Origin of the sequence: Plantibacter sp. PA-3-X8 (genome assembly GCF_003856975.1) — a bacterium.
GTDB lineage: Bacteria > Actinomycetota > Actinomycetes > Actinomycetales > Microbacteriaceae > Plantibacter > Plantibacter auratus.
In genome coordinates, this window is the sequence record NZ_CP033107.1 from 1,179,198 (window position 1) to 1,205,398 (window position 26,201).

Genomic DNA, 26,201 nt, shown 5'->3' on the forward strand with positions numbered 1-26,201 from the left:
GCGAGCCCGCGGACGCGGCAACGCCGCCGCTACTGGAACCGACTCGTGAGGATCACCGAGCTGGTCGCATCGTCGAGGAACACCTGCGTCGAGCGGCCGTCCTGTGAGAAGGCGTCGTCGAGAGCGGACGAACGCACGAGCGGTCCCGGCGGCAGTGCGTCGTCGAGTCCGGCGTCGAGGTCCGGGAGCTCCGCCTTCGCGTCCGAGCCCGCCTCACCGGGTGCGAGCGCACGCAGTTCCGCGTAGCCGATCTCGTCCAGGAGGACGACCGCATCGATCCAGTACGTGCTCGGGCCCGGAACCCGCTCGTCGCCCATGGTTCCCGACATCCAGGTCGCCGAAAGCGCGGTGGCGAGCTGCGGGAAGCGGTCGGTGAGCGGGCCGAGCTCGTGCCGGATCTCACCGGTGCCCGAGCGGGTGGCGGAGTCCGATGCCGATGCGGATGCCGCCGTCGTCCGGTCCGGCGACGGTGACGACGCGCAGCCGGCGAGCAGACCGGCGACCACGACGACCACCGTGGCCACGACGGTCGCGCGCGGCGCGAGACGGTGACGTCGATCGTGCATCCGAGCAGTCGTGTCCATGCCAGCAGCCTAGAGGTCGTCGATCACTGTCCGTTCGGCCAGCCCGGGACTGTGCGGCAGGCGGGGGTGCCCGTAACGGCTTGCGCCGAGGCTGGAGCCATGAACCTCTCCACTCATCCCATCGAGGCTCGCGGGCTCCGCAAGACCTTCCACGGTCGCCCGCGCGTCGATGACGTGTCCTTCACCGTCGACCCCGGCCGGGTCGTCGGACTCCTCGGTCCCAACGGTGCCGGGAAGACCACCACCATCCGCCTGCTGCTGGGACTCGCCCGTCCCGACGCGGGGGACGGCCTCATCCTCGGCCGCCCGTACCGCGAGCTCGAGCAGCCGGCTCGCATCGTCGGCGCCGTCCTCGACGCGGGCGGACTCCACCCGGCTCGCACCGGGCGGCAGCACCTCCGCATCGCCGCCGCGCGGATCGGGGTCGACGCTGCCCGCATCGACGCGGTCCTCACCGAGGTCGGGATGGCACGCGACGCCGACCGCCCCGCCGGCGGGTACTCGCTCGGGATGCGTCAGCGCATCGCGATCGCCGCAGCCCTCCTCGGCGAGCCGGCCGTGCTCATCCTCGACGAGCCGTCGAACGGCCTGGACCCTGCGGGCATGCAGTGGTTGCGACTCCGGCTGCGTGCCTTCGCCGACGCGGGTGGGACGGTCCTGCTCTCGTCCCACCTCCTGTCCGACGTCCAGGACATCGCAGACGACGTGGTCGTCATCACCGACGGGCGCGTCGTGGCCCAGTCGTCGATGGGCGACATCCTCGCCGCATCGGGCGGCGACCTCGAGGCGTACTACCTCCAGGTCACCGGAAGCGCCCAGCTCATCGAGAACAGGGAGGTGCGCTGATGTTCCGCGCTGAACTCATCGGTCTCGTCACCACGACCGCGACGAAGGTCACCGCGGCGGTCGCCGTCGTGGGACTCATCGTCACGCAACTCGCCTTCGTCACGCTCATGCCCGCCCTCGCCGACGGCGACATCGGCCCTGGCCTCGACGCCCTCGGGAGCGACTTCCCCGTCCTGGACCTCGCCTCCCGTGCCGTGCAACTCGACGCGCTCAACCCACTCGGTGCGTCGATGGGCAGCGGCTCCATCGGCGTCGCACTCCTGGCGATCACCCTGCTCGGCGTGCTCGCCGGCACGAGTGACGACCGCTACGGGGGCATCGTCGGCGCCGCCCTCGCCTCGCCGAAGCGGTTCCGCATCGTCGCAGCCAAGGCGGGCGCGGTCGCACTCGTCGGCGCCGTCCTCGGTGTCGTGCTCGCCCTCGTCAGCCTGGTCACGCTCGTGATGACCCTGGCAGCGACCGGAACGCCGTTCGTCCTCGGACTCCCGGACCTCGCAGCACGGTTCGGGCTCGGCGTCCTCGCCGTCACCGCCCTGTCGGTCATCGGCCTCGCGGTCGGACTCATCGTCCGCACCCAGCTCGCCGGCGTTCTGACGATGATCGCGATCCTCATCCTCGAACCGGTCGTCGTCTCCTCGATCCAGCTGGTCACCGGCGGCACCGTGCCGGCCTGGACCCAGTTCCTGCCCGTCGCCCTCGCACAGGGCGTCATCCACGGCGGAACGGACGGGCTCGGACCGATCGTCGTCATCCTCGCCCTCGTGGCCCTCACCGCCGCCCTCACTGCGGCCGCATCCGCTGCGCTCTCGCGCCGCGACATCTGAAAGGAACCACCCACATGAACGACCAGGCCCCGACCCACACGCAGACCAAGACGCAGCACCAGACCCGTCACCGGACGCTCATCGCCGTCTCGGCCGCCGCCGCGCTGCTCGCCGGAACCGTCTCCCTCAGCGCCTGCTCCAGCGCCACGGAGCAGACCGCCGACACCGGCTCCGAATCGGGCCCGCTGCAGGACCGGATGCAGTCGCTCGTCGACGCCGGCTACCCCGCGGCGCTCGCCTCGGTGATCGGGCCGGACGGTGAGGCGATCGACGTCGCCGCCGGCATCGGCGACCTCGCGACCGACGAGCCGGCTCCGGTCGACGGCGAGGTGCGGATCGCGAGCAACACGAAGATGTTCGTCTCGACCGTCGTCCTGCAGCTCGTCGAGGAGGGCAAGGTCGCGCTCGACGCCCCGATCGACTCCTACCTCCCTGGGCTCATCACCGGCGACGGCATCGACGGCACCCGCATCTCGGTCCGTCAGCTGCTCCAGCACACGGCGGGGCTCCCCGAGTACGCCGACCAGATCGCCGCCGACGCGTTCGCGGCACAGGAGCGGTACACCTCGCCCCGCGACATGCTCGAAATCGCCCTCGCCAAGCCGGCCGTGTTCGCGCCGGGGGAGCGGTGGGCGTACAGCAACACGAACTACCTCGTGCTGGGGCTCATGGTCGAGAGCGTCACCGACCGGGCGCTCGCCCAGCAGATCGACGAGCGCATCGTCAAGCCGCTCGACCTCGAGCACACGTACTTCCCGGCGCCGGGCGAACGCGAGCTGCGCGGTGAGCACCCGCACGGGTACCACGCGAAGACCGTCGGCGACCTCCTGGACATCACGGCCCTCGACACCTCGTTCGCCTGGTCCGCGGGTGCGCTCGTCTCGACGCCGCACGAGCTCAACGTCTTCATGAAGGCCCTGCTCGACGGCGAACTCCTGGACGAGGAGACCCTCGCCGAGATGCAGACCACGGTTCCGGCCGGCGACGAGCTGTGGCCGGGAGCGGGTTACGGGCTCGGCCTGCAGAGCTACCCGCTGAGCTGCGGCGGCGTGGCCTGGGGTCATGGCGGCGACATCCCCGGAACCCAGACGCGCAACGCGGTCGGTCCCGACGGCACGGCCGTCACCATCGCCGTCACCTCGCTGCCGTGGGCGGTCGTCTCGCCCGACGACAACGAGCGGTTGATGAAGCAGTACCGGATCGTCGTCGACGCCCTCGACGCGACCCTCTGCGAGCGATGATCACTTCCCACCGGACGCCGAGCGCCGGCCCCCACCGGGGTCGGCGCTCGGCGTGGTTGACTCGACCCATGACCTCTCCCGCACGGCCCGCCCCTGTCGCGGCCCGTCTGCGCTCGGCGCTCCCGCCGGTCCTGGTCCTCGCCGGTGCGGTGGGGTATCTCGGGGTCGTCCCGTGGGTCGACGAGCTGCACGCCGTGCCGGGTCAGGTGTCACCGTGGGCGCACGCGGGGCTGGTCGTGCTCCAGGCCATCGCCCTGCTCTTCCGGCGTCGGCACCGTGTCGCGGTGTTCGGCGTGGCGGTCCTCCTCGACCTCGTGGTCCTCGGGTCCAGTGGTGGCGAACTCGGGATCGGCTCGTTCGGCGTGATCCTCGCCACCTACGCGCTCGCTCGTCGCGCGGAGCGGCGGACGGTCATCCGCGCGCTGGTGGCCGGTGCCGTCGCGACGACGGTCATCGGCGGGATCGCGATGGCCTTCGGGTCGTCCGAGGAGCCGCTCATCCTCGTGTTCGCGGCCGTCGCGCGCATCGTGTTGCAGTACGTGCTCCCGGCCGGCGTCGCCGAGTACGCGAGGGGTCGCGAGCGCTTGCTGTCGGCGATCGAGGACCAGGCACGCATGGCCGAGAACGAGCGTCGCATCAGCGTGCAGAACGACCTCCGCGCTGAGCGCACCGCCCTCGCGCGGGAGCTGCACGACATCGCCGGGCACCACCTGTCGGGGATCATCGTCAGTGCGCAGGCGGCCAGCGCTCTGGTCGAGCGCGACCCGGAACGCGCTCGGGAGATGCTCCAGACGGTGCAGTCCGATGCCCGCACCACGCTCGTGGACCTGCGGCGGACGGTCGGCCTGCTGCGCAGCGATGATGCGGACGTCCAGGGCGGCGGAGACGGATCAACGCTTGGTCCGGCGACCACTCCGATGATCGCGGCGATCCCGGAACTCGTCGAGGCGGCGCGGTCGCGGGGGCAGCACGTCGCCTACACCGTGACCGGCGAGCCTCGTGTGCTGGGGCCGCTTGCGGAGACGGCCGCGTACCGGACCGTCCAGGAGTCGCTGGCGAACGCTGCCCGGCACGCGCCCGGAGCCGTCTGCCGCGTGGCGGTGCGGTTCGAGGTGGACGCGATCGAGCTCATCGTGACGAACGCGGCGTCGTCGCAGCGGCCTGCGTCGCCGTCTCGTGACGGTTATGGCCTCTGGGGCATGCGCGAGCGTGCGGAGCTCATCGGAGCGCGATTGACCGCGGCGCCGACGGACGACGGCGGGTGGCGCAACCGCCTGACCATCCCCGACGAACACCGTCCCGACCAGCATCGGAGTGACCAATGATCCGCCTCCTCATCGCCGACGACCAAGCGGTCGTCCGCGCCGGCCTCTCGGTGATCCTCGGTGCCGAGCCCGACATCGAGGTGGTGGGCGAGGCGATCGACGGTGCCGACGCGGTGCGGTTGGCGAAGGAGCTGCGTCCGGACCTGATCTGCATGGACATCCGGATGCCGGGTACGGACGGGATCGCGGCGACCCGCACGATCACGGCGGATCCGGATCTCGACGCCGACGTCCTCATCCTCACGACCTTCGACGTCGACGCGGACGTGTTCGCCGCCCTCGAAGCCGGTGCAGCAGGTTTCCTGCTCAAGGGCGCGGACGAGGCGACGCTGCTCGCTGCGATCCGGTCCGTCGCAGCAGGGGAGGGGACCCTCGACCAACGCCTCACACGCCGCATCCTGCGCGAGTTCTCGGAGCGCCGACGCGAGGCCCCGGTTGTGACGTCAGCGGCCGAGTCGCCGCTCACCGATCGCGAGTTCGAGGTCCTCGACCTGCTGGCGCAGGGACTCTCCAATGCAGAGATCGCCGACCGCCTGTTTGTCGAACCCACCACGGTGAAGTACCACCTCGCCGGTCTGCTGCAGAAGACGGGAGCGCGCGACCGCCTCCAGGCCGTGCTCTGGGGCATCCGCGCGGGCCTCGTCGACCCTCGTTGAGCGGTGGGCGTCGAATGCGAACGACATAGGCATCATCGGCTCGTGTGGGCGAGTGGTGGAGTGCGGAACATAGTCAAAGGTGTGCCCGTCGCTCACGCGTTCATCTTCCTCAATGTCGTTGTCGGGTTTTAATTCGACACCCGCCGATGTACGGCAGAGTGGTGACGTGCCCGAAACCGAAGATGTGCGGCCTATGTGGACCGACGAACCATTCGACGTTCACGCCGAGGACCCATTTGGTCGCGGAACTTTTGTAGACACCGTGGTCAAACGGATCCAGGTCGCGAGCGCGACTGATTCGAGCACGGTTTTTGGCTTGGTGGGTCCGTGGGGTTCCGGTAAGACGTCCATCCTCGATCGCGTACGCGCTGGGCTCGCGGATGACTGGCAAATCGCAGAATTTACTCCGTGGTCGAGCGGCGACGCTGCTTCGATGTCCTTGGAGTTCGTCAACACCGTGGCTGACCTTCTAGGCGAGAAGGCGGTGGGCGAGACGCGCGCGACTCTCGCCGGCTATGCCGGATTCATCACTCCGTTGCTCGAGGCGATTCCGTTCGTGGGTGGCGGCGTGAAGGGAGCCACCGAACATGCGCTGGAAGCTATCGCCAGTCGGCCGCCTTGGCACAAGCAGTTCGCCGAGCTATCGAAAGCCATTCAGTCGCTTGAGAAGCGAGTACTCATCGTGGTCGACGATGTGGACCGGCTTGGTGGGAGCGAGCTGCTGACGCTGCTCAGAGTCATCCGGCTACTCGGGCGTTTCCGCGGCGTTCACTACCTCGTCGCGTACGACCAGGACACGGTCGAGGACCTGCTGCGTTCCACCGGCTCGGTAGGCCGTTCGGCGGCATTCATGGAGAAAATCGTGCAGTATCCCTTCGAGACTCCGCCAGTCCCACGCGCCGCCGTAATTCGCCTCCTCAGCGGGGTAATCGAGGAGCTACTCGCGGCGACCGGCGTCCGGCTCGACTCATACGGATTGCAACGAGCCACGAACCTAGTGGATGTGCTCTCACCACAGTTGCGCACGCCGCGCGCGCTAGGGCGATTCAGGGAGCATCTTGCGGCCTTCGCAAATCACGTCGCAACGGCCAGGTTGGACCTCCTGGATTACGTTGCCGTGACGTGGCTACGACTCAACGCCCACGGCGTTTGGGCGCTACTTGAACCGTGGCACCAGGAACTCCGTAGCGGTGGACGACAAATCTCCACGACCAAGACCGAGGAGCTGACAGCAGCCGACTGGGAAGACCGGATCGCTCTGGCGCATCCGCAGGCGGACCGCGCGGGCACCCTCGAAGTGCTGTCCTTCCTCTTCGAAGGTGTCGATGTGCGTGGAAGACGATCGTTCATTGCACATCCGCGCGCGATGAACGACCCGACCTACTTCGGACGCTACCTGCTGCTCGCCATCCCAGAGGATGATGTAGACGACGAGCCGATTAGGGTCGTTGCGACTGAGATGGACGAGGTCAGGTTCCCGCAGGCGGCAGCCGAACTCGCGGTCGTCATCGATGGCAATGACGACGCACTCGCGAACCTCGCCCTGAATCGGCTGACGTCTCTGCGAGCCGAGCACAAGACCCCAAACCTCCAGCTCCTTGAGTTCCTCACCGCGCGCATGAAGGCCAGAGCCGAAGAAGAGGATCGCGTCGGGTCACCACGAACGGGATTGCGCGAGATTCTCTCAAGGGAAGTGGCTCGTTGCGTCCTCGCCGGCCAGACGACGGCTTCGGCCGTCATTGAGATGCTCGGCGAAGCGGAAGCACTGAACGTGGTGTGGATGGCACCTCGGTCAGCTGAGTTCCGCGGTAGAGGGGGCGAGATCGCGAACGGCTTCGCACGCATCTGGGCGGAGCGTTTGAAGTCAGACCCTAGCCGGTACCTGGCGGATGGCCGCCTGGGTGCCGTAGCTGAGCTCGTAACCTATTCTCTGGAGCCCGGAGATACGAACGGTCTTCTGGACCAAGCCATCACCGAATACGCCAGCTTTCTCGAACTGGCCAAAGGTTTCGTCTACCTGAAGGAGTGGCTAGGCAACGGCTCTACCTATGAGCTGAGCTTCCGCGCCGAGCCATTCATGATCCTTATTAGCGAGGCTGTGCGTGAAAAGTACCGCTCTGCTGTGGCCGAGGATGCCGGTGAGCTTCAGTACGAAATCGAGGATCTCCCCTCTCGCGACGTCGCTGATGAAATCCTTCGCGCGTTCGCGGTAGATTCGATCTATGGGCTCTACTCCTGACGACGAACGCAGTTTCGCGAAGTGCCCACGTTCTAGGATCGCCTGATTGCCATAAACGATCGCGTCTATGCAGGTTCCAGCCGTTCCGATATTGTTGTGAGCTCCCGCGGACGTGGAATGCTCCGAACTCATTGCCGAAGCCGAACTGCTCAAAACCTCAGGCAGATGCGGTTCTGCTCTGATAGCCATTACCTCCAACTCTGTCCATACGCCGGTGCGCTATCGCGCAGGCGGTGGCACCAGGTGGCTCAGTCATTCTCGTCAATCCTGTGCGTCCAGTAGTTTCTTGAGATCTAGACTGTGAAAGCCGCCGCCGAGAATTGTGACCTGTCGTTGCAAGTTACGCGCCGGTCGACCTTGACTACGGAGAGTCGAGCGGCAAGAACACCGCTGGCTTAGTCCGATGTGAAGATGTGTGGGGGAGAGTATAGAGGTGAACACCGACTTTCGGCGATTGCAGTTGCAAACCCAACAGCGAAACCATGACTCCTGCAGAAGCGGCCAGGTCCGCGGCGGATCCATGGAAGGTCGGGACAGAGCAACCGCGCGTTGGTACGAGCATTCCATGGGTGCTTGTAGACCACAGAGAATGATACTCCTCCAAGGAGGAATCTCCTTCGACGATCTTCCCAAAGTGAGCGTCGAGTTCTGACATCTGCTGTGCGCATCCTGCGGGCTTGACCAGAATCATCCCGACAGCGGCGGAACGTGGATCGACGGCCACCTGAGCTACCAGTACGTCCTGACAGACTGAGGAGAGGACCTGGCCGAGTGCCATACTCACGCTCGCGTCGATCACCAGATCGAAGTCAGTGAGCGTCAACGACTCAGAATCGTCGAGGATCTCAACCTGAAGGTCGTCGCGAACGCTGTGCAAGCGCGAGACCAGCGCTGACTCTTTGCTCGCGCCTATATCCGCTTCGGTGTAGTTCTGCCGCACGAGGAGACCACCCATGATGATGGCCGAGTCCGACAAGACAACTCGCCTAGCGCCGGCCCGGGCCACAAACTCCGCTATCCATGACCCGAGTCCACCACAGCCGAACAGGAGCACTGTCCGATCTGCAAACGCAGCAGTCGGGCGTGTCGAATCCCGGCGCGTCGTTACTGACGGCCGTTCGTCGGACACCCGCCACCACTCAATTCTTGGGTCTTGCGGATCACTGCCCAGGCGGAGCGCATCTGCCGTTTCGGAGGGCAAACAGCCGACTATCACGTGGGGCGGGCCTCCTGCGGGATGGGGCACGCAGAGAACGAACGGTTGGGGTGAGGCATCTGGGTTGCGCTTTGCCGCCGCGGCAAGTCGGAGCCAGATGGAGTCTTGATTCGTAGGCAGGCCGACGGCGGGGAGGCCGCCGCGACTCATAGTGGGGTCGTCCAGTATCGTCGCGAGTTCGAAGATGGACGTGCCCGTTCCCAGTGGTAATGCCGCGGGTGCGGTGATGATCGGTGTACGAAGGCCATCGACGGTTGTCCCGATGGCTACATCGAATCGGTGGCCATTTCTCCGAATGAGTGCGACAAAGGTGAGCCCGTCGTCGAGTTCGTTCCGAAGGACGACAATGGGAGTGCTGTCAGTGGCGCTGTCTGTGCCGCCAACTGCGTGAAAAAGAGAAGTGTGCGGATCGAAGGTCCCGGCTGCGGCTGACTCAAACCAGCCCCACAGCCGGTTGAGGAACCCTATGGCGCCATCGTTCGGGTTCCACTCGCGACTCGCGTCCAGATACACGCAGAGCACGAATCCTTGGAGCACGTGCGGAAAGCCAACGAAGCGCGGATGTGTCACTCGCACGGATGGTGGTCGATATCGGGTTGGCGGGACCGAAATTTCGACAATCTCCGTTGGCTCAAGAACCAGACCGCCCTCCGCGTGCGCGATCTTGGAAGTGTAGATCGCGAGCTGCACAGGTACTTCGCCGGTGTCGGAGAGCCGACGCCGTTCGCGGACGACCACTAGTTCAGGGCTTGAGCGGGCGATTGCCTCGAGGTCGCTGATGAACTCGTCCTGCCATCGCGAATAACGTCCGGGGTGGCTCAACCGGCGCGTCCCGAGAGGCTCGTCGAGGCGGGCGTTGATTCAGGGTTTCCGAAGGGCATACTCGACTCCGATGCCGTCGGAGCAGCGAATCCCTCGCCGAAGAGCGACTGCCACCTCGTGACGCTGTCTTCTTTCGTGAGTGACTCGTAGGCGGCACGGATCTCTGCAGAGTGCGCGTGGATGCGCTCTCGGAAATATGCGTATGTTTCCTGCGTCCAGCGGTGATCGAAACTGGCACCGGAGTTAGAGGGGTCCATGACGACCGGCTTGCTCGGATTGGCCCAGAGATATTCGTCGAGGTCGTTCACGATGTGCAGCAGAGTGGTTGGCACGTTCTTGTAGTAGCCCGGGTCACCGAACTTGCTGTACGCGTTGACTTGCTCACCGACGAGCGTCGTGAGTATGACTGATCGGGTCCCAGTGAACGAGCCGCGATGGTCGCGGAGGAACTTCAGGAGGCGGATGACCCTGCGAAGGTTGCCCCCTGTTATGTCATCCTTTTCCTTCATCCAGCGAGTGAACCCTTCGGGGTCGGTCCGCTCCCACTGATCTTCCTCGTAGTTCGCGACGTACTCGGCGTCACCTCGCCTGATCGCGGGGACGATGTCGATGTGACAAGAGTTTGCGTAGACCACGCGTACGCACCGGTTTTTGCGGGTGAGAGTCATTTTGCCGTAGACGGGGCTACGCAGCAGCGCAGACTTCACACTGGTCAGGTAGTCCTGCGCGGACCACTCGCTGTCGTCCTCGATGTAGAGCATGAAGTCCGCGTCAAATTCGTTGGCGCCAACTGGGCTGATGATTGTCCGGTGCGCCCACGAGCCCTGCTTGCTCATGCCGAGAACGCGCGGCCCCAACTCGGTGTCCGAGCGAAGAGCTGAGTAGATCTTGGCAACTCGGTCGTCGAGCGTGTCGAGTCGAAACTGGCTGAGGTTGACGGTGTCTCGGAGTAGTACCCCGAAGTGATCCTCGAGCTGCATTGCGGGTGCGTCCCATCTGAGTACAAATCGTTGGCACCGTCGTCGAATGAGGACGGTTGATTCCTATGATAGGAACACCCTCCGACAGAGAGATGGTGCAGTGAATGTCGCGTCGAAATACGCAGGTAGTGCGGTCGCGCATCGCGGAGTCCGTGATCCGTGAGGTCTGGGTTCGAGCGGCCGGGCGCTGTGTGCTGTGTGCTGTGTATCTTCTAGGCAGCGGCCGGAGCTACTTTCATCACACTGGGCACGGAGAGGTCGCGCACAATATTGGCGCAACCGGAGGAAAGAAGTCCCCTCGAGGAAGCTCCGACCTAACTCTCGACGAGCGCGCACGTCCAGAAAACCTGCTGCTTCTATGCCATCAGTGCCATCGAATGGTCGATGACGTAGGCGCCGAGAGGGTCTACACGGAGGAGTACCTCGCCAGACACAAGCGTGTCCATGAAGACCGTGTTCGGAAGGTCACTGACTTCGCAAATGTGACCGCCGCTGCTGTAGTCCGAGTCACCGGTCGGATACGGGGAACCCTCTCGCCAGCAACCGACCGGCAGGTCGCTGCTGCTTTGCACTATGAGGATCTTCACCCTGCGGGCGAGCACCCTCATGACGCAGAGTTCAATGTGACGATCGACTCCGACGATACAGATCCGTGGGTGTGGCAAGAAGGGATGAAGAAGATCGCAGCCAGACTCACGGCCCTCAGCGACTCGCCCTACGGCACCGTGGCCGTTTTCGCGATGGCCCCGATCCCGTTGCTGGTGTTTCTCGGATCGAAGCTCGACGACAAGGCAGACATCCGTGTACTCCCACGATTCCGGGAGGCCGAAGACCTCGCGTGCTGCTGGCGGAATCAGGAGGTGACGCCACAAGAGTTCAAGATTTCGTCAACAGGCCCTGACCCCTATGCCGTCGACGTCCTCATGGCCGTCGGCGTTACCGCACCCGTGGACGTGTCGAGGGTCCCGAAACAACTGTCCAACCTCGCCCGTGTCGCTGTCACGGCGGGGCACCTCAGCCCGGACGCGATCCAAACTAAGGAGGACTTCAGCTCATTCAGTCGGGCGTGGCGAGATGCTCTCGCGAAAATCGAGACCGACTATCCAAAGTGCCAACGAATTCACCTTCTTGCCGCGGTCCCACTGGTTGCCGCTGTGGCATGCGGGCAACATCTGATGCGCGAGTCACAGCCGAAGCTGGTCGTCTATCAGCGAACCGACGAGGCGTATGTAGAAGCGCTCACCATTGGATGAGCTGAAGCGCTTATTCGGCCAGCCCCACGAGGAAACTAGCTCGAGCGGGCCGACTGGTCTCTGCGGCGAGGATCTATCTGACGTCGTTTCCGTCTGGTGTCGGTAGAGCGTCGCTCGACTCCAGCCGACGAGCGCGGCGGATTCAGCGACCCCGGCTGCGGGGGTCGGCGACGATGGCGAGCTTCTCCGCGATGATGTCGGGGTTCAAAGGTGGGCGCCAGAACCAGGTGCCGGATTCGCGCGCTGCGGTGATGCCGGCGTTGACGCGTTCGACGATGAGCTCGCGCTAGCATTCGGCCAGGGTGGCGAGCATATGGCGCATGAGTCGACCGGTCGATGTCGCAGTCCATCCCATCTGAGAAGGATTGATCCCGCGCCGCGCCGGAGCTTGACGGTGTTGAGGACGTCGTTGACGGATCGGCCGAGAGGGTCGATGCGCCGCACGATAACGGTGCCGGACCGCTGGCGCCGACAATGTAGACCCGTACGTTTCGACGGCCCTCATCGGGTTCCGGCCAGGGTGTGTCTGACGAGTAACCTTCCGTCCCTGCGGAAGATTCGGGTGCTCGTAGCCGGGGTCCGTCTTCAGGGGGATGCGTCGTCGTGACGTGTTTGGTGCAGTTGGATCAGGGAGTTGATGCTTCGAGGAGGAGATGTGGAAGTTCGGCGGATGCGGCTGGTGCTGCGGCTCGTCAGCGTCGTTGCGTTTGGCGCTCAGATGACCGCGGCGAGCGCGATCTTCGCGGCAGTCGCGAGCCCTTCGTCGGACACGCCATAGATGCGAGCCGTCGAGAATCGATCGTCGCGGCAGGAGTGACATGTCGGGTGTGAGCACTCGCGTCCGCACCCGACATGGGGCACATTGGTGAAATGGCCACCCACGAGACCTCGCTTGCGATCATCATCATCGCCGGACCGCAGGCATCCGGGAAGAGCACCCTGGCCACCGCCCTGAGTGTGGAGCTACGCCGTCGCGGCGAGCGAGTCGCTCTCGTCGAACTCGACCAGATCGCGGCAATGGCACTCCCCACGCTTCCGAGCTGGGATGCAGCGCATCAGATTTTCGAGACAACGACGGGGCTCTGGGCGCGAACCGATCTCACGTCGGTCATCGCGGAAGGATCGGGCTCGCACGACGAGGTCTCGCGACTCCAACTGCAAGCCCCGCCCGGTGCAGTGATCGTCACGGTGGCAACAACGGTCGCGCTCGAGACTGCGATCGCTCGGGCCCAGGCGGATCCAACACGAGGAGTCTCGAAGGAGCGGAGCTTTCTCAGTCGGGTTTACCAGCAGTGGCCCGAGGAGCTCAATCGCATAGATCCGGACCTTCTCATCGATATGGGGCACTGCACGGTCGAGGAAGCCGTCGAACACGTCAGCGCGAGGATTGGAGCAGCACGACGTGAACCCGTCACACCTCCGATACTTCCCACCAGAACTCGCTGACGGTTGACCTGCTCTGCTCGAAGGATCGCTAACGGGTCGGCTTCGTCCACACGAGCGCATACCTCCACAGCGGCAGCCGGCACCAGTTCGCTCCCGGCAGGACGCGGGCGGCGCTGCGGCGTACGTCGGTGTAGGTATGCAGTGGCTGCGCAGTCGGTGCGGAGTGTTCCCAGACGCCGAACCGTCGAGCGAGACGTCGATGCTGAATGAGCCCCGCAATGTCGTAGGCATGGTCGAACAGTCGGGATGAGCGGGCCAGACCGATGACAGCGACGGTGCCACCCGGGGCGGTGAGTTCGGCGAGTCGGGTCAGCGTCGCTTCGAGGTCGGGCAGATGGTGGATCGTGGCGACGGAAGCCACCACGTCGAACGAAGCGGGCGTGAGCGGATAGGTCATGACGTCACCCTCGACCCAGGTGACGTCCGACTGCTGGCGACGAGCTGATTTGAGTACCTGAGCGTCGGGATCAATCCCGGTCACCTGAGGCACGAACTCGCGCAGCTCCATCGCCAGGAGTCCGTCTCCGGTACCGACGTCGAGCGCGGTGCGTGCTCCGTCCGGCACGACGTCGAGGATGTGCCGGTGGTAGTGGATGTTGTGGTTCCAGCGGACCGCCGGCTCATCTTCCATCGGTCAAGACTGCCCGGTCTCCAGCGACGGCTGCAATCGGTCGTTTACCGTGGAAGCCATGTGGTGGTCGGATGGCGAATGGGAAGCGATGACGGCGGCCGAGCAGTGCGGCATGTGCGCGGACGCACACTTGCCGACGAACGACCACAGCACCCTCATCGCGACAACCAGCACGAGCCACGTGCGGCTTGCTCGGAACCAACACCACGCCGGATACAGCCTCGTGATCCTTCGAGAACATGTCGTCGACATGTCGGAACTCCCGCCAGAACAACTCGCGAGGTTTTGGGCAGATGTGCAACGTGCGGCACGTGTCATCGATGGGGTCTTCCGATCGAAGAAGATCGACTACCTCGTCATGGGCCACCGGATGCCCCACCTGCACTGCCACCTGCTCCCTCAGCACGCGACCGACGATCCCCTCAGGAATGTGAACATCGCAGACGGCCCGACGTATCTTCCACCTGATGCGTTCGATGCCGCGATCGCCGCGCTCCAGCGAATGTGGGAGTCGTCGGAACCTCCACTCGGTAGATAGCCCTCGTTGACGTTTACGGCCGCTACGCGAACCATCAGGCGGGCGGTGTGTTGTGTCGGCTGATGAGATCTGTCGCGAGTTCGACGATGCGTTGGCGGGCGCGTTCGGGGGCGAGCACTTCGATGTGATCGCCGAACTGCAGGAGTTGGCGCACGGATTCGACTTCGGAGTAGCTGACCGTGAACAGTTGCCACCCGTCTTCACCTGGTCCGGCCTCTTGCAGACGGCTGCCCAAGATGCGTCGGGCGAGGTCGACGCGCGTTCCTCGCAACCTGACCGTCACCTCGACTTCCCCAGGGCCCTCGGAGCGATGCTTCAGTTCGGCCCAGACCGACCGCAAGTCTTGATCAGGCCGTGTCGCCGCGGGCTCGAGGAGGGCTTCATAGTGTTCAAGCCGTTCGAGGTTGAAGAGCTTCGCCGTTCCATCGTCATCGGCCACGAGATACCACCGCCCGGACTTCGAAACGAGCCCATACGGGTCGACGTCCCGACTGGTGGCGTGCTCGGCACCGCTTCGGCGGTAGTGGATTCGCAGCCGTGGGCGAGAGCGCAACGTCAACGCCAGATCTGCGACGTCGGTGTCGCGGGTTTCGGCGGCGAGCCACCCTGAGTTGTCGACGATGACGAGTTCGGCAAGGTTCATGTCCCCGGCTGCGTTCGCAGCACGGCGGGCCGCGATCTTCCGAATGGCCATGTCGTGAGCGGCGGTGATCCCCAGTTGTGCGCGCTGCACGCTGTCGAGGCCGGCGAGCGAGAGCGAGTCCATCTCGGCTGGTTCGAGATGGGATGCATTCAGGCGCGCGCCGGGGAGGAGGACGATGCCACCGTGTCTCCCTCGCTCGGCATAGACGGGTACGCCGGCCGCCGAGAGGGCTTCCACGTCGCGCAGGATCGTCCGCACCGAAACCTCCAAGCGCTCCGCCAGCTCCACGCTCGTCACGCGTTGGCGGGTTTGGAGGACGAGGAGCAGGCTCAGCAGCCGGGCGGCTTTCATTGGACAAGTTTCTCTGAAAACCTGACAACAGGTGGCGTGATTGGGAGGTTGGCTTGTGTAACACCGCAAGCACCACTCGACAGGAGTCACCCATGCCCGCACCCAACCTCTTTCTGATCCAGGTCCAGGACGCTGAGGCTGCCACCGCGTTCTACAGCGACCTCTTCGCGATCGAACCTGATTTCACCAGCCCGAGGTACGTCGCTTTCCCGGTTGCTCCCGGCGTGCTCTTCGCCCTCTGGACAGGACGCAACGAACACGCGGTGCCCAGCACCCCGCGCACGTTCGAGGTCGGGCTCATGGTTCCCGGTTCGGAGGCCGCCGTCGACCAGGTGTTCGAGGAGTGGAAGGCCAAGGGCGTCACCGTCGTGGAGGAGCCACACGATGACGTCTTCGGTCGAACGTTCGTGATTGCAGACCCCGACGGGAATCTCATTCGCGTCTCACCCGTGGACTGATGCTCGTGGCCCGCGCGGCTTCTGGGAGACAACCTCCACAGCGGCGTGGGCTGCCAGGCATGCCATGGGCTTGTCGAACCGAGCTGAGGGGCGACCGGGGGCAGCGCGGGGCCGATTCGCCTCCGATACTCAGGTAAGGCTATCCTTCCTAGGTCCCACCCCTCGAATGAAGGAGACGACGTGCACCAGCGCGCCGCCATCAGCCTCGTCCTCGCCGCGGCACTCGCCGTCGGACTGTCCGCCTGCGGCGCGTCCGAAGCGGTGGAGCCCGAATCGACCGCCGCCGCAGGACAGGGCGCGACGGAGTACCCGCTCACGCTCGACAACTGCGGCACCGAGGTCACGATCGACGCCGCGCCCCAGCGGGTCGTCTCCCTCGACCAGAACTCGACCGAGATCCTGCTGTCCCTCGGTCTCGAAGACCGCATGGTCGGCACCGCCTCCTGGACGGACCCCGTCCTCGACTCCCTCGCCGACGCGAACGCCGACGTCCCGCGCCTGGCCGACAATGCGCCCACCTACGAGGTCGTCCTCGGTGCCGACCCGGACTTCGTCACCGCGTCCTTCGGCCGCCACTTCAACGAGGGCGGCGTCGCACCACGCGAGCGGTTCGCCGAGACCGGTGTCGCCAGCTACCTCTCGCCCACCGACTGCGACAACGGGACGAGCATCAACGGTGGCGGGACGCGCACGACACCGCTCGCCATCGACGCGCTGTACCAGGAGATCACCGAGATGGGCGAGGTCTTCGACGTCTCCGACCGTGCTGCCGCGCTCGTCGCCGACCTGAAGGCCCGTGCCGCGAAGGCGACCGAGGGTGTCGACTTCGACGGCACGACCGTCGCGTTCTGGTTCGCAGACACGAAGACCCCGTACGTCGGCGGTGGGCTCGGATCCGCCGCGCTGCTCGCCTCGACCACCGGGCTCGACAACGTCTTCGGGGAACTCGAGGACGACTGGCCGGCCACCACCTGGGAAGACCTCGTCGACCGCGACCCGCAGGTCCTCGTCCTCGGCGACCTGCAGCGCGACCGGTTCCCTGGCGACCGCCTCGACGACAAAGTCGCCTTCCTGGAGTCCGACCCGCTCACGAAGACCATGGACGCGGTGCGCAACCAGCGGTACATCGCCCTGCACGGCGCCGAGCTGAACCCGTCCATCCGCTTCGTCGACGGCCTCGAGAAGATCAAGGCGTGGTGGGTCGAGCACGAGGACGAGCTCTGAACCCGGAGACGGTGACGAGCGGCGAACCGGTGACGAGCGGCGACACGCTGATGAACAGCGACACGGCACGGCGACCGGCCTCGCGCGCACGCCGCGCGACGATCACCGGCCTGCTCGTCCTCGCCGGCGTGGTCCTCCTCCTCGTCTCGGTCGGCATGGCGATCACGCTCGGACCGGCGGACATCCTGCTCGTGAACGTCCGGGACATCGTCGCGAACCACCTCGGTGTCACCGACATCCCGGTGAAGCTGTCGAAGGACGCGATCGTGTGGGAGGAACGCCTGCCGCGGGCCTTCGTCGCGGCAGCCTGCGGAGCCGGGCTCGGGCTCTGCGGCGTCATCATGCAGTCGCTCCTCCGCAACCCGCTGGCCGACCCGTTCATCCTCGGCATCTCCTCCGGTGCGTCGACCGGTGCTGTCGCGATCGGGATCCTCGGACTCGGCGGTGCGTCGATCGGCCTCTCCGGCGGCGCCTTCATCGGCGCGCTCGTCGCCTTCGGACTCGTGCTCCTGCTCTCACGCCTGTCGGGCGGCGGGACCGACCGGGTCGTGCTCGCCGGCGTCGCCAGCACGCAACTCTTCTCCGCGCTGACCTCGCTGATCATCTTCGCGTTCGCCGACTCGGACGAGACGCGCGGCGTGATGTTCTGGCTGCTCGGCTCGCTCGAGGGCGTGCGCTGGGACGACGTGGCACTCTGTGCGATCGTCGTCGTCGCCGGGTCGCTCCTGTGCCTGCGGTACGCCCATGCACTCGACGCGTTCGCCTTCGGTGAGGACGTCGCGGCATCGCTCGGCATCCACGTCGCGAGGACGCGGGCGATCCTGCTCATCGCGACGGCGCTCATCACGGCGACGCTGGTGAGCGTCGCGGGGGCGATCGGTTTCGTCGGACTCGTCCTGCCCCACGCCGCCCGCCTGCTCGTCGGACCCCGTCACGGTCGCCTCATCCCGGCCACGGCGATCATCGGTGCGATCTTCATGGTCTGGGTGGATGCCGGTTCCCGCGTCGCGTTCTCACCGACGCCGCTGCCGGTCGGTGTCGGGACCGCGCTCGTCGGGGTGCCGGTCTTCATCGCCCTGCTTGCCCGGAGGAGGAAGCGGGCATGACACTCCACGCTGAGCACGTCTCCTGGAACCGCGGCGGCGCGCTCGTCGTCGACGGCGTGACCCTGCACCCGGAGCCGGGACAGACCGTCGGCCTCCTGGGTCCGAACGGGTCGGGCAAGTCGTCGCTCCTGCGGGTGCTCCACGGCCTCGTGAAGCCGACCGCCGGACTCGTGACGCTCGACGGTGTCGACCTGGCGTCGGTCGGTCGACGACGCATCGCGCGTTCGGTCGCCTCGGTGACGCAGCACGCCGACACCGACGTCGACATCACGGTGCGCGACATCGTGCGGCTCGGCCGGATCCCGCACCGCTCGGGACTCGGCGGTGACACCGCAGCCGACGAGACCGCCGTCGACCGCGCGCTCGCCCACGTCGGCCTGCTCGACCAAGCCGGCCGCCTCTGGCACACCCTCTCCGGAGGCGAACGTCAGCGCGCGCAGATCGCGCGGGCGCTCGCCCAGGAGCCGCGCGAGCTCCTCCTCGACGAACCGACCAACCACCTCGACATCCGACACCAGTTGGAACTGCTCGACCTCGTCTGCGCGCTCCCGGTCACGACCGTGATCGCCATCCACGACCTCAACCTGGCCGCGATGTACTGCGACACGGTCGTGGTACTGCGCGCCGGTCGGGTGGTTGCTGCGGGGGCTCCGAGCGAGGTACTGACTGCGGCGCTGATCGCGGACGTCTACGGCGTGGCGGCCGAGGTGACGCTGGACGTCGAGCGCGGGTATCCGGTGGTCACGTTCACGAGATCGGCTGGGCCGTCCCCGTCACGGTGATGCCGCCGGTGGCGGGAACGTCGACCGTCAGGAGACTGGGCGCGCCGACGTGGTGGCCCTGCCGGATGAGGATCCGAGCCGGAGGGGTGAGGAGACCGAGCTCCCGCAGGTAGCCACCGAAGGAGGCGGCTGCGGAGCCGGTCGCCGGGTCCTCGGTGATATCGCCGACGGGGAAGAGGTTGCGGGCCTCGACGAGCAGGTGGCCGGCGTCGTCGATCCCGTGGTCGTGCACGACCGTCACCGTCCCGGCCCAGCCCTGCACGTCCATCAGCGTGCGCAGGGCGGCCGGATCGAAGGTGAACCCGTCGAAGACCTCCTGCTCGCGGACGGCGACGACCGGGTGTCGGTTGCCGGCGAACGATTCGCGGAGCGGCCACCGCTCGTCGAGGTCGGAACGCTCCAACCCGAGCAACGACAACAGACGATCGGCGACCTCGGCGTCGAGACCGCGCACGGTGGGTTCGACGCTCGTGAACGACGCGGTGATCGAGCAGGTGTCGCTGTTCGTGACGGTGTCGGCGTCTGCGTCGGAGGCCGTCTCGATGACGAGCGGCCCGACGTTCGTCTCCAGCGTGAAGCGTCCGACGCCACGGCGCTCAGCCAGGGCGACGGCGGTGGCGATGGTCGCGTGACCGCAGAACGGGACCTCGGCACCGGGGGAGAAGTAGCGCATGCGCACGTGACGGTCGTCGCCGTCGACACCGTCGACGACGAATGCCGTCTCCGGGTACGCGACCTCGGTGGCGATCGCCTGCATCTCGGCATCGGTGAGCGCCGAGGCGTCGAGGACGACCCCGGCAGGGTTCCCACCACCCGGCTCGGCTGCGAAGGCGGTCAGGCGGAGGATCTCGGGAGGTCGCGTGGTCGACATCCGACGATGCTAACCCGCGTCGCCGTCCTCGCCGACTGCTGAGACCTCCACGATCCAGGCCCGTTCCGGTGCGGACGACGGGGTCTGGAGACCGGCGTGGAGGAGTGTCCTGCCGGACGCGGCGACGCCGGTCCAGCCCGCGAACGGACCGTCGACGTCGTCCTCCTCGCCGAACCAGGCGGGCACGGCGCGACCGTCGGTCGGCTCACCGATGCGCAACGGCCGAACCCGGTAGCGACGCTCCGGGTCGAGTCCGCGCAGGGTGAACCGCCCGATCCTCGCGACGTCCGAGCGGCTGAGGAACGCGAGCGAGAACAGCCCACGCGACCGGTCCTCGGCCACCACACCCGTGATCTGGAGCGCGTCGTCGAAGACGTCCTCGCGCACGAGCCTCCCGGTGTGCAACAGGTCACGCGTCCGGCGGTAGAGCCCGAACCACTCGCGCAGCTCGTCGAGCTCCGCCGGGGACGCCTGCCGCAGGTCCCACTCGACCCCGAGATGACCGAAGATCGCGGTCGCCGCACGGAAGGACAGCTCGTGCGAGCGGCCCGTGGTGTGCGAGCGCCCGGAGGCGATGTGGGCGCCGAGCCGCTCCAGGGGGACCAGCTGGGCGGTCCAGCGGTTGACCTGCTGCCGCTCGAGCGGGTCGCTGCAGTCCGAGGCCCACACGCGGTGCGTGCGCTCGAGGACGCCCAGGTCGACGCGTGAGCCGCCGGAGGAGCAGGACTCGATCTCCAGCTCCGGGAACCGACGCGTGAGTTCGTCCATCAACCGGTACACGGCCGCCGTCTGACGATGCACGCCGGCCCGACCGTCGGGTGCCGACCCGGCGTCGACGAGGTCGCGGTTCTGATCCCACTTGATGTACGCGATGTCGACCTCGGTGAGGATCGCGGTCATCCGTTCCAGGACGGCGGCGAAGGCCTCTGGTCGGCCGAGATCGAGGACCTGCTGGTTCCTGGCGGGGATCGGCAATCGTCCACCCGTCTGCATGATCCAGTCCGGGTGCTCCCGGGCCAGATCGGAGTCGAGGTTCACCATCTCCGGCTCGAACCACAGACCGAACTCCATCCCCAGGCTCCGGACCCGGTCGGCGAGCGGCTGCAGCCCGTCAGGCCACACCTCCTCGTCGACGAACCAGTCGCCGAGCCCCGCGCGGTCGTGTCGTCGCCCGCGGAACCAGCCGTCGTCGAGGACGAACCGCTCGATCCCGAGCGAGGACGCGACCTCGGCCAACTGCATCAGAGCCTCGGCGTCGTGATCGAAGTAGACCGCCTCCCACACGTTGAGCGTGAGCGGTCGGTCCCGTGCCGGATGGCCGGGTTGCGCGCGCAGGTGCTCGTGGAACTGCGCGGCCTGCGCGTCGAGCCCGTCCCCGTAGGCGCCGTACACCCAGGGGCTCGTGTAGGTGTCACCCCTGGCGAGGCGGATCTCGTCGGGCAGCAGCAGTTCGCCGCCCCCGATCACCTGGTCGCCGGTCGAGAGCCGTTCCGCCAGATGTCGCTGGTTGCCGCTCCACCCCACGTGGACGCCCCAGACCTCGCCCGTGGCGAAGCCGAACCCGGGGACGCCCACGTTCAGGACGAGCGGCGCGTCCGGCCCGGTCCGCCCGCGGCGGTCCTCGCGCACCCAGGCGCCGACCCGGAGCGGCGAGCGCTGCGGCGTCCGCTCCTTGCCCCACCGGCCGGCGAGGTCGAGGACCTCCCGGGCGCGAGCCGGGATCGGGAGCGCGAGATGCAGGTCGTCGAGCCGGTAGACGCCGTCGGCGACGTTGCGGAGCGTCGCGCGGACACGCAGGAGACCGGCCTCGCTCAGCTCGAACTCGACGCGGATCGCCAGGCCCGCCCCGGCGTCCTCGCCGTCGACGGTCACCGTGCGCGGGGTCACCTGCGCCGGCTCCATCGTGAACAGCGGCGACCAGTCGCGTCCGTCCCGGCTGCCGGTGATGCCCGGCCGACCGAGCCAGGCCTCGCTCTGCTCCGGCAGCACCGCGAGGCGGGTCGGGCGGTCGGGGGCGTTCTCCGTGACGAACCGCTCCGCGCCGCGCACGACATCGGCGAGCTCCGCAGCGTCGAGCGCACCGAGGTCGGCTCCCCAGTGCGCGATCGACGGGAGGCGACCGTCGTGCAGGTCGATCACGACGCTCACGGCGCGCGATCGCAGGTGGACGACGGGCTGTCGGGTGTCGGTGGACATGGGGTCCTTTCGGATGGGTGCGGTGGTCAGTCCGCGGACGGGCGTGCGAGCTGGCCGTCCCAGGGGACGAAGGTGGCGAGGTCGACGTCGTGCACGGTTCCGTCGGTCCACCGTGCGACCAGTCGGGTCCCGGTCACGTCCACCGCGACCGGGAGATCGGGTGTCTCGCCGTCGTCGAAGCGGAGGGTGTGGAGCGCGGCCAGGACGGTGTGCCCCGGAGCGCTGGCGGCGTACAGCGCCGGAACCGCCGAGTGCGGGCCAAACGCGTTGGCGTCACGGTAGGCGACGGCCTCCGCGCGGTCCCAGCCGTGCAGCCCGACGATGGTCGCTGCGAGCCCGTCACGACCGACCACCGTGGCCCGCGGCGCGGCCCCGGCGGGATCGACCACGGTGCGCAGTACCGCGTCGTCGGCGACGGCCGCACCGCCCTCGCGGACGGTCCAGGCGTGCGTCGATTCGACGAGGTGCGCGCGGAGCTCCTGATCACCGTGGACGATGCTGACCGTGGTGACGGCGCAGCCCGGCCACACCCGGCCGTCGAGCTGCGGGAGGTGCACCGAGCCGGAGACCTCGCCGACGGTCCGCATCCCGCGGATCGCGGCGCGTCGACTCGCCCGCCCGTCCTCGTCGAGCAGCGCGAGATGGCCGTCGACGTTCTCGTCCCACGCCGCGCCCGTCCCCGGGGCGGTGTGCGAGGAGTACCCGAACTTGGCGTAGTGCGGATCGTCCGCGTCGGCGCGAGCGGGCTCCACGGGGATCTCGCAGTGGTCGCTGCCGTGGTTGGCGAGCGTCACGACACCGTCCCGCTGCGAACGCAGGATCCATCCGACCGCCGGCAGCACGGTGGTCTCCGGCGGCCCGTCGGTCGGCTGCGGGTGTTCCGGAGCGGTCCACACCGGGTCGTCGCGGTCGATGGCGAGCCCGAGGAACCCGATGCCCGCGAGGTAGGGCGGGCCGAAGCCGCTGTAGCTCTGCGCGGTGGGCTCCCACGGCCCGTACCAACCGAGACTCAGCGGGCCGTCGACGCCGACGCCGTGCCGGACGAACCCCGAGACCACCCCGGAGGCCAGGCGTCGCGTCGCGCCGGGACTCAACGGGTTCACCCCCGAGAGCTCGGCGCACCAGAGCCCGGCGAGGGCGGCCGTCCGATAGCTCAGCGAGCGGCCGACGTGCACCATCGACCCGTCGGGTGCGACCATGCGCGCGAAGGAGCCGGTGAAGTCGTGCAGCCGTTCCAGATGCCGTGAGCCGTCGGCCGTGCCCGTGCGGTCGGTCATGCGGTACCAGGCCCAGAGGTAGGGGTGGATCGCCCACGCGTTGTAGTAGTCGATCGCGTGTTCCGGACCGTCGGTGTACCAGCCCTGCTCCAGGTGCCACGACTCGACCCGGGCGACGTTCCTCGTGCCGTTCAGCCCGGCGACGTCCTCGTCGACCGAGCGGAGGAACGCCTCCGCCATCGCCGGGAAGAGCTGCCAGTTGTTGTGCCAGACCTCGAGGCGCGCATGGTGGCGCAGCCAGTCGGCGATCTGCACCTGCTCCTTCCGGGTGAGCCCCGCCCACAGTCGGTCGCGACTGACGTACAGGCCGAACGCGATGTTCGCCGCCTCCACGATCGGGTTGGTGACGCCCGTGCCGGGGGCCCGACACGTCACGCCCAGCGGCCAGGACTCCGGACCGTCCGGGGCCGTACCGGCGAGGAGTGCCCGGCTGTACCAGGCGACGAGGTCCTCGACCCCGGCACCATCGCCGGCACCATCGCCGTCTCCACCGCCGGCGATCCGTGGTGCGGCGAGGAGGAAGGAACGTCCGACCGCCTCCATGCCCTCGCGTGCGACACCGTCGCGGGTGACCCGACCTGGCAGCCGAGGAATGCCGCCGAGCGGGCTCTCGAACCGGCGGACCTCCGCCAGCCACCGGTCGGCCGTGGCCTCCCAGTGCGCCCGCGTCCACCCGGTGAAGGGTGCGGCGACGGGGTCCGCGGCCGGTAGACGGAACGGCGGGAGCGGGTCGGGCGTCATCGTGGGGCCTCCATCGGTGCTCCCGGTTCCGGGTACTGTTGCGCGCGGCGCACCCGCAGCGTGTGTGACCCGCTCGTCGCGGTGGCGCGCTGCACGAGCCGGATGCGGAAGACGGCCGACCCCCAGACCTCGTGGAGCTTTGGGTCGTCGATGTCGATCCGGTCCACCGCCACCTCGAACGCGGGGTCGGTGTCCAGGCGGGCGTCGCCGACCAGGATCCCACCGCCCGCGACGATCGGCTCGACGGCTGTCAGGAACGTCAGCGTCATCTGCGATGGTTCGGCGAACGCCCAGTGGTCGTCGACGAGGACGGCACCGGCCGCACGGTCGAGCGTCACCGCGCGGTCCAGGGCCGTGAGGCGGGCCTCGCGCGGATACGCACCCAGGAGGGACGTGGCGAGGACGGAGCGGTCGCCCTCGTCGGAGAACCGTGTCCCGCTCGCCGTGAAGGCCCGACCATACGGTTGCTCGACCCCGGCAGGGAGGGGGACGTTGTGGAAGGCGCTCCGCATGGTCCAGATGCCGTAGCGGGTGTCCGGCATGAAGGTGTCGCGGTGGTAGACGCCGACACCCACGTCGATGAGGACGGGCTCACCGTCGAGCGAGACGATGACCCCGCCGACGTCGTTGTGGTTGTGGCTGACGTCGTTGTGACCACCCTTCGCGGCGACCGCCCAGCCGTCCACGCGACCGGCGTGCTCGCGGAACACCGCCACCTCCGTTCCCGGTGCGTACCAGGAGGAGGGCATCCCCGGCGTGGCGTCGCCGGCCGTGGTCCACGCCGGGTCGAGCAGCTCCGCGAGCGTGCGGCGGAACAACGGAGCCAACTGCCCCGAGAAGCCGAGCGGATGCGAACGCCCCATCCAGCGGGCGTGGGCAGCCACCTCGTCGTCGCCCACGCGCTCGCCGAAGCGGGCGAGCAGGTTCCAGGTCGCGTTCGACGGCAGGCTCGCGGACCCGTCCGAGAAGTTGACCTGTGACGTGGCCGACAGCTGCATGACCATCGGGAACCGGGCCATCGCGGCGACCGGCGGGACCGCGAAGCCGTCGAAGGCGCCGCCCGTCAGGTCGCCGAGCAGGTCGAGGGCCTCGAACAGGGTCGCGCCCGCCCACCACCAGTACGTCGCACCCTCGTCGCAGCTCCCGTCCTCGGCGTACCCGGCACGGAAACGGTCGAGGACGGCGACCGCGCGGTCCACCGACGCCGCCAGCTCGGACCGATCGGTCTCGACCACGGCGGAGCACACGAGCACGTTCGAGACGATCCACGGGGCCCAGTTGTTCGGCGGTCCGTCGAGCCCGTGCCAGAAGTCCACCTCGTCGCGCCACGGGTCCAGGACCCGACGACGGATCTCGGCGTGCACCCGTGCGCGCAGTCCCGGGAAGGTCAGCTCCAGGCGGTCCCCGGCGATCGTGTCGATCGCGGCGAGCATCCCGCCGATGTAGGCGTCCGAGAGGTCGAGCACGTCACGACCGGGGATCGGGAGGAAGGGGCGCTCGCCGGACTCGGGCAGCGCGTAGTGCGAGGGCAGACACCAGGCGGTCAGTTCGCAGAGCCGCCAGACGCGGTCACCGAGCTCGCCGACCCAGGCGTCGTCCCCGGTGGCACCGAGCGCGAGTGCCGAGGCGGCGACCGAACCGAGGAGGGCCTGCTGCGCCGTCTCGTACGGAGTCCGGTCGCCCTCCGCGCTGTACCGGGCCCAGAGCGACAGCGTCGGCGGGTTGCGGTCCGCCTCCGCGCACCAGCGGTGGGCCGCGTCGACGAGGGCCACCCGGTCGCGCTCGGCGACGCGGCCCCAGGCCTCGCGGTCGTCGACCGACGGCGCGGCGCTCCAGCCCCCGACGCGCAGTGAGCGGCGGGCCCGGTCGTCGAACCGTCCGGCGAAGCTCGTGGTCGTCGGCGCGGTTCGGTCTGTCTCGAGGGTCATGGTCTGGCCTCTGGTGTTCGGTG

At 67.6% G+C, this 26,201-nt stretch carries 22 protein-coding genes; 13 read left to right on the top strand and 9 right to left on the bottom strand.

The window, feature by feature from the left end; genetic code table 11:
• Positions 1-29: 29 nt before the first annotated feature.
• Complete coding sequence (locus EAO79_RS05685; RefSeq protein ID WP_124768279.1) at positions 30-584, bottom strand: hypothetical protein; 555 nt, start codon at positions 582-584, stop codon at positions 30-32.
• Positions 585-683: 99 nt separating this feature from the next.
• Here EAO79_RS05685 and EAO79_RS05690 point away from each other — a divergent pair, with 99 nt between their 5' ends.
• From EAO79_RS05690 to EAO79_RS05715, 6 genes are all read left to right on the top strand, one after another.
• Positions 684-1,430 carry an ABC transporter ATP-binding protein gene (locus EAO79_RS05690; RefSeq protein ID WP_124768281.1) on the top strand — a complete coding sequence of 249 codons (747 nt, stop codon included), beginning with the start codon at positions 684-686 and terminating at the stop codon, positions 1,428-1,430.
• Positions 1,430-2,254, top strand: a complete 825-nt coding sequence (locus tag EAO79_RS05695; protein WP_124768283.1) for a hypothetical protein — start codon at positions 1,430-1,432, stop codon at positions 2,252-2,254. The genes EAO79_RS05690 and EAO79_RS05695 overlap by 1 nt, the downstream gene beginning before the upstream one ends.
• A gap of 14 nt (positions 2,255-2,268) precedes the next feature.
• Positions 2,269-3,495 carry a serine hydrolase gene (locus EAO79_RS05700; RefSeq protein WP_124768285.1) on the top strand — a complete coding sequence of 409 codons (1,227 nt, stop codon included), beginning with the start codon at positions 2,269-2,271 and terminating at the stop codon, positions 3,493-3,495.
• 68 nt (positions 3,496-3,563) lie between these two features.
• The gene (locus EAO79_RS05705) at positions 3,564-4,820 is read left to right on the top strand and encodes a histidine kinase (RefSeq protein WP_164486900.1); all 1,257 of its coding nucleotides are present in this window, start codon (positions 3,564-3,566) and stop codon (positions 4,818-4,820) included.
• The gene (locus EAO79_RS05710; protein WP_124768289.1) at positions 4,817-5,476 is read left to right on the top strand and encodes a response regulator transcription factor; all 660 of its coding nucleotides are present in this window, start codon (positions 4,817-4,819) and stop codon (positions 5,474-5,476) included. The genes EAO79_RS05705 and EAO79_RS05710 overlap by 4 nt, the downstream gene beginning before the upstream one ends.
• 166 nt (positions 5,477-5,642) lie before the next feature.
• On the top strand, positions 5,643-7,715 hold the full coding sequence (locus tag EAO79_RS05715; RefSeq protein ID WP_164486901.1) for a P-loop NTPase fold protein: 2,073 nt from the start codon (positions 5,643-5,645) through the stop codon (positions 7,713-7,715).
• Between the two features lie 361 nt (positions 7,716-8,076).
• Here EAO79_RS05715 and EAO79_RS05720 read toward each other — a convergent pair whose 3' ends face one another.
• Together EAO79_RS05720 and EAO79_RS05725 are read right to left on the bottom strand one after the other, a co-directional pair.
• On the bottom strand, positions 8,077-9,753 hold the full coding sequence (locus tag EAO79_RS05720; RefSeq protein ID WP_124768293.1) for a ThiF family adenylyltransferase: 1,677 nt from the start codon (positions 9,751-9,753) through the stop codon (positions 8,077-8,079).
• Positions 9,750-10,733, bottom strand: coding sequence for a cyclic GMP-AMP synthase DncV-like nucleotidyltransferase (locus EAO79_RS05725; protein WP_124768295.1), 984 nt, complete (start codon positions 10,731-10,733; stop codon positions 9,750-9,752). Before EAO79_RS05725 ends, EAO79_RS05720 begins: the two co-directional genes overlap by 4 nt.
• A 377-nt stretch (positions 10,734-11,110) precedes the next feature.
• On the opposite strand from EAO79_RS05725, the gene EAO79_RS05730 reads away from it, so the two are divergent.
• Together EAO79_RS05730 and EAO79_RS05740 are read left to right on the top strand one after the other, a co-directional pair.
• Positions 11,111-11,986: an SAVED domain-containing protein gene (locus EAO79_RS05730; protein ID WP_164486902.1), complete on the top strand. Its 876-nt coding sequence runs from the start codon at positions 11,111-11,113 to the stop codon at positions 11,984-11,986.
• Between the two features lie 870 nt (positions 11,987-12,856).
• Entirely contained in the window at positions 12,857-13,432 is a 576-nt protein-coding gene (locus EAO79_RS05740; RefSeq protein ID WP_124768299.1) for a hypothetical protein, read from the top strand.
• 28 nt (positions 13,433-13,460) lie between these two features.
• On the opposite strand, the gene EAO79_RS05745 is transcribed toward EAO79_RS05740, so the two are convergent.
• Complete coding sequence (locus tag EAO79_RS05745) at positions 13,461-14,063, bottom strand: bifunctional 2-polyprenyl-6-hydroxyphenol methylase/3-demethylubiquinol 3-O-methyltransferase UbiG (RefSeq protein WP_124768301.1); 603 nt, start codon at positions 14,061-14,063, stop codon at positions 13,461-13,463.
• 58 nt (positions 14,064-14,121) lie between these two features.
• Between EAO79_RS05745 and EAO79_RS05750 the strand changes: the two genes are divergently transcribed.
• On the top strand, positions 14,122-14,601 hold the full coding sequence (locus EAO79_RS05750) for an HIT family protein (protein ID WP_164486903.1): 480 nt from the start codon (positions 14,122-14,124) through the stop codon (positions 14,599-14,601).
• 34 nt (positions 14,602-14,635) lie between these two features.
• On the opposite strand, the gene EAO79_RS05755 is transcribed toward EAO79_RS05750, so the two are convergent.
• On the bottom strand, positions 14,636-15,595 hold the full coding sequence (locus tag EAO79_RS05755) for a YafY family protein (RefSeq protein ID WP_124768305.1): 960 nt from the start codon (positions 15,593-15,595) through the stop codon (positions 14,636-14,638).
• Between the two features lie 92 nt (positions 15,596-15,687).
• On the opposite strand from EAO79_RS05755, the gene EAO79_RS05760 reads away from it, so the two are divergent.
• The 4 genes from EAO79_RS05760 (at position 15,688) to EAO79_RS05775 (ending at position 19,165) form a co-directional block, all read left to right on the top strand.
• Positions 15,688-16,053, top strand: coding sequence for a VOC family protein (locus EAO79_RS05760; protein ID WP_124768307.1), 366 nt, complete (start codon positions 15,688-15,690; stop codon positions 16,051-16,053).
• 180 nt (positions 16,054-16,233) lie between these two features.
• Positions 16,234-17,277 carry an ABC transporter substrate-binding protein gene (locus EAO79_RS05765; RefSeq protein WP_206428287.1) on the top strand — a complete coding sequence of 348 codons (1,044 nt, stop codon included), beginning with the start codon at positions 16,234-16,236 and terminating at the stop codon, positions 17,275-17,277.
• Positions 17,278-17,327: 50 nt separating this feature from the next.
• Positions 17,328-18,383 carry an iron ABC transporter permease gene (locus EAO79_RS05770; protein ID WP_124770077.1) on the top strand — a complete coding sequence of 352 codons (1,056 nt, stop codon included), beginning with the start codon at positions 17,328-17,330 and terminating at the stop codon, positions 18,381-18,383.
• The gene (locus EAO79_RS05775) at positions 18,380-19,165 is read left to right on the top strand and encodes an ABC transporter ATP-binding protein (protein WP_124768309.1); all 786 of its coding nucleotides are present in this window, start codon (positions 18,380-18,382) and stop codon (positions 19,163-19,165) included. The genes EAO79_RS05770 and EAO79_RS05775 overlap by 4 nt, the downstream gene beginning before the upstream one ends.
• Here EAO79_RS05775 and EAO79_RS05780 read toward each other — a convergent pair.
• From EAO79_RS05780 to EAO79_RS05795, 4 genes are read right to left on the bottom strand one after another with little or no spacing between them, the layout of a single operon-like run.
• Positions 19,131-20,036, bottom strand: coding sequence for a PhzF family phenazine biosynthesis protein (locus EAO79_RS05780; protein WP_124768311.1), 906 nt, complete (start codon positions 20,034-20,036; stop codon positions 19,131-19,133). The genes EAO79_RS05775 and EAO79_RS05780 overlap by 35 nt on opposite strands.
• A 9-nt stretch (positions 20,037-20,045) precedes the next feature.
• The gene (locus EAO79_RS05785) at positions 20,046-22,232 is read right to left on the bottom strand and encodes an alpha-galactosidase (protein WP_124768313.1); all 2,187 of its coding nucleotides are present in this window, start codon (positions 22,230-22,232) and stop codon (positions 20,046-20,048) included.
• A gap of 26 nt (positions 22,233-22,258) precedes the next feature.
• Complete coding sequence (locus EAO79_RS05790) at positions 22,259-24,250, bottom strand: DUF2264 domain-containing protein (RefSeq protein WP_124768315.1); 1,992 nt, start codon at positions 24,248-24,250, stop codon at positions 22,259-22,261.
• Positions 24,247-26,178, bottom strand: a complete 1,932-nt coding sequence (locus tag EAO79_RS05795) for a heparinase II/III family protein (protein WP_124768317.1) — start codon at positions 26,176-26,178, stop codon at positions 24,247-24,249. The genes EAO79_RS05790 and EAO79_RS05795 overlap by 4 nt, the downstream gene beginning before the upstream one ends.
• Between the last annotated feature and the right edge of the window lie 23 nt (positions 26,179-26,201).

Bases quoted from the DNA above. Each gene is read 5' to 3' on its own strand.
- EAO79_RS05685 (WP_124768279.1), bottom strand. From the start codon at position 584: ATGGACACGACTGCTCGGATGCACGATCGACGTCACCGTCTCGCGCCG.
- EAO79_RS05690 (WP_124768281.1), top strand. From the start codon at position 684: ATGAACCTCTCCACTCATCCCATCGAGGCTCGCGGGCTCCGCAAGACC.
- EAO79_RS05695 (WP_124768283.1), top strand. From the start codon at position 1,430: ATGTTCCGCGCTGAACTCATCGGTCTCGTCACCACGACCGCGACGAAG.
- EAO79_RS05700 (WP_124768285.1), top strand. From the start codon at position 2,269: ATGAACGACCAGGCCCCGACCCACACGCAGACCAAGACGCAGCACCAG.
- EAO79_RS05705 (WP_164486900.1), top strand. From the start codon at position 3,564: ATGACCTCTCCCGCACGGCCCGCCCCTGTCGCGGCCCGTCTGCGCTCG.
- EAO79_RS05710 (WP_124768289.1), top strand. From the start codon at position 4,817: ATGATCCGCCTCCTCATCGCCGACGACCAAGCGGTCGTCCGCGCCGGC.
- EAO79_RS05725 (WP_124768295.1), bottom strand. From the start codon at position 10,733: ATGCAGCTCGAGGATCACTTCGGGGTACTACTCCGAGACACCGTCAAC.
- EAO79_RS05730 (WP_164486902.1), top strand. From the start codon at position 11,111: ATGGTCGATGACGTAGGCGCCGAGAGGGTCTACACGGAGGAGTACCTC.
- EAO79_RS05740 (WP_124768299.1), top strand. From the start codon at position 12,857: ATGGCCACCCACGAGACCTCGCTTGCGATCATCATCATCGCCGGACCG.
- EAO79_RS05745 (WP_124768301.1), bottom strand. From the start codon at position 14,063: ATGGAAGATGAGCCGGCGGTCCGCTGGAACCACAACATCCACTACCAC.
- EAO79_RS05750 (WP_164486903.1), top strand. From the start codon at position 14,122: ATGTGGTGGTCGGATGGCGAATGGGAAGCGATGACGGCGGCCGAGCAG.
- EAO79_RS05755 (WP_124768305.1), bottom strand. From the start codon at position 15,595: ATGAAAGCCGCCCGGCTGCTGAGCCTGCTCCTCGTCCTCCAAACCCGC.
- EAO79_RS05760 (WP_124768307.1), top strand. From the start codon at position 15,688: ATGCCCGCACCCAACCTCTTTCTGATCCAGGTCCAGGACGCTGAGGCT.
- EAO79_RS05770 (WP_124770077.1), top strand. From the start codon at position 17,328: ATGAACAGCGACACGGCACGGCGACCGGCCTCGCGCGCACGCCGCGCG.
- EAO79_RS05775 (WP_124768309.1), top strand. From the start codon at position 18,380: ATGACACTCCACGCTGAGCACGTCTCCTGGAACCGCGGCGGCGCGCTC.
- EAO79_RS05780 (WP_124768311.1), bottom strand. From the start codon at position 20,036: ATGTCGACCACGCGACCTCCCGAGATCCTCCGCCTGACCGCCTTCGCA.
- EAO79_RS05785 (WP_124768313.1), bottom strand. From the start codon at position 22,232: ATGTCCACCGACACCCGACAGCCCGTCGTCCACCTGCGATCGCGCGCC.
- EAO79_RS05790 (WP_124768315.1), bottom strand. From the start codon at position 24,250: ATGACGCCCGACCCGCTCCCGCCGTTCCGTCTACCGGCCGCGGACCCC.
- EAO79_RS05795 (WP_124768317.1), bottom strand. From the start codon at position 26,178: ATGACCCTCGAGACAGACCGAACCGCGCCGACGACCACGAGCTTCGCC.